The organism is Mesorhizobium sp. M7A.F.Ca.CA.002.04.1.1 (assembly GCF_004022805.1).
GTDB classification, from domain to species: Bacteria; Pseudomonadota; Alphaproteobacteria; order Rhizobiales; family Rhizobiaceae; genus Mesorhizobium; species Mesorhizobium ciceri.
In genome coordinates this window covers 1-2,342 of record NZ_RZPL01000828.1, presented here as the reverse complement: position 1 = coordinate 2,342, position 2,342 = coordinate 1, and the positions used below count along the sequence as shown (strand labels likewise).

At 66.4% G+C, this 2,342-nt stretch carries 1 protein-coding gene; it reads left to right on the top strand.

What is annotated here, in order from left to right; translation table 11 throughout:
- On the top strand, nucleotides 1-2,342 hold a 2,342-nt coding region (locus ENZ75_RS29080; protein ID WP_206617123.1), incomplete at both ends, for an autotransporter-associated beta strand repeat-containing protein.

The following is a 2,342-nucleotide window of genomic DNA, read 5'->3' as shown; positions in this document are numbered from 1 at the left end:
GTGCAGGGCGGCACAGGTGGCGCCAGCGGCTATTCCGATCAACGCTACCTTGCCGGATCCGGAGGGGTCGGCATTGCCGGGGCTGGCCTCACCGTGACCAACAGCGGCACCATCGCCGGTGGATTCTCGATCGACGGCAACGGCCCCCAGGCTGATGCGATCCGGTTCAGCGGCGGCGTCAATACGCTGGAGCTGCGGGCCGGCTCGGCGATCAGCGGCACTGTGGAGGCCTTCAGCGCGGCCGACACGTTGAGGCTCGGCGGGAACGTCGACAGCAGCTTCGACGTCTCAGGCGTCGGACAGCAATACCAGGGTTTCGGCATCTACGAAAAGACCGGCAACGGCACATGGACCTTGACCGGCAGCACCAGCGCGGTGACGTCGTGGACCGTCGACCAGGGCACATTGAGGATCGGCGGCGACTGGTCGCTGGGCGATGTCTCGGGCGCCCTGACCTTGAACGGCGGCGCGCTGCAGGTGACGGGCAATCCCGTCAGTTTCACGCTGGAGCGCCAGATAATCCTCGGCGCCAACGGCGGCACCTTCGATGTCGGCGCCGGCAAGAACCTGATCCTCGACGGCGTGGTTTCGGGCGACGGACAACTCGCCAAGACCAGTTCCGGCACGCTGACGCTGACCGGCGCCAACAGCTATTCGGGCGGCACGGCGGTGCGCGGCGGCGGCCTTGTCGTGACGGCGACAGGCGCGCTCGGCGACGGACTGGTCGCCATAAACTCCAACGGAAGCGGGGGATGGGCCAAGCTCTATTTCTCGGGCAACGACGCCGCCAATCCGGTCAGTGCCGAGGATATCTCGATCACCGTCGGGTTGGGCGACCTCAACTTCCTGCGCAATGCGACCGCCGGCGCGGCCACCATCATTCTGGCGAAGGACGGCACTGGCGGGCTCAATTTCAGCACCGGAACCGATGCCGGCACGGCCAGCATCATCAACCAGGGCGGCGGCTCGGTCACCTTCACAGGAGCAAGCGCCGCCAATGCTACCATCGTCAATGACGGCCTGGGCATACCGTATTATTTCAGCAGGACGACCTTCGACGACGATTACTCAAGCAATGTATCTTCCTCCGCCGGGGACGCCACGATAACCAACCGGAATGGCGGCTCGACCATTTTCTACGGACATTCGGACGGCGGAACGGCGACGCTGGTCAACGAGGCCGGCGGCACGCTCGATTTCCAGCAGGCATCGCAGGCGGCTGATGCAACCATCCTCAACGGCGCCGGCGGCAGCGTGCTGGTTCGCTTCCGCAACCAGGACTCCGTGCTCGATGTCGGTTCGCTGTCTGGCGACGGGGCCATACTAATCGACGATTCACAGCTGGCGCCGCAGCTTTCGCTCGGCGCGCTCGGTCATGACGACGTCATCGGCGGCACCATTTCCGGAAACGGCTCTCTGACCAAGACCGGCGCGGGCAAGCTGACGCTCAACGGACAGAACAGCTATGCGGGCCTGACCACCGTCGACATGGGAACGCTGGTGGTGGGCGACGCCAGCCATGGCACAGCGAGCCTCGCCGGCGATGTCACGGTGGATTCCGGCGCGCGCCTTGGCGGCATCGGCACCATGGGCGGCAATGTCACCATCCTCGGCACGCACGGCGTCGGCAATTCCATCGGCGTCCAGGCGGTCGGCGGCAACTATGTCAATCATGGCGTCCTGGAGGTCGAGGCGACCCCATCCGGCGCCGACAGGCTGATCGTCGGCGGCACGGTCGACATATCAGGCGCCACGCTCAACCTGGTCCTGACGCCGGCGACAGCCGAGAGCTGGAACCTGCGCAACGGGCCGTACACGATCATCCAGAACAATGGCGCTGCCGATGTCGCCGGCACCTTCGCCTCCGTCGGCAACCTCAACGACCTTCTCTTCCTCGACCATCTCATCAACTACAAGGGCGGCGACGGCAACGACATCACCCTCGCCTTGGCGCGCAACGACGTCGCGGTCGCCAACGTCGCCACCACCCGCAACCAGTTCGCGACCGCCGGAGCCCTCGATCGGCTGGGCGAAGGCAATGCGCTTGCATGGGCCATGCTGCTCATGACCGACAAGGACGCAGCGCGCCTGGCGCTGGATGCCGCGTCGGGCGAGGTTCATGCCTCAGCCAAGGGGATGCTGATCGAGGACAGCCGCTTCGTCGCCGATGCCGCAACCGCCCGCGTCCGGGCGGCCATGGGCGACGTCGCCGCTCCCGCCATGCCAGTGATGGCTTATGGCGAGGGCGGCCCGGAGCTGGTCGAGGCTGACACCAGCCGTTTCGTCGTGTGGGGGCAGGCTTTCGGCTCCTGGGGCACGGCGAGCGGCGACGGCAATGCCGC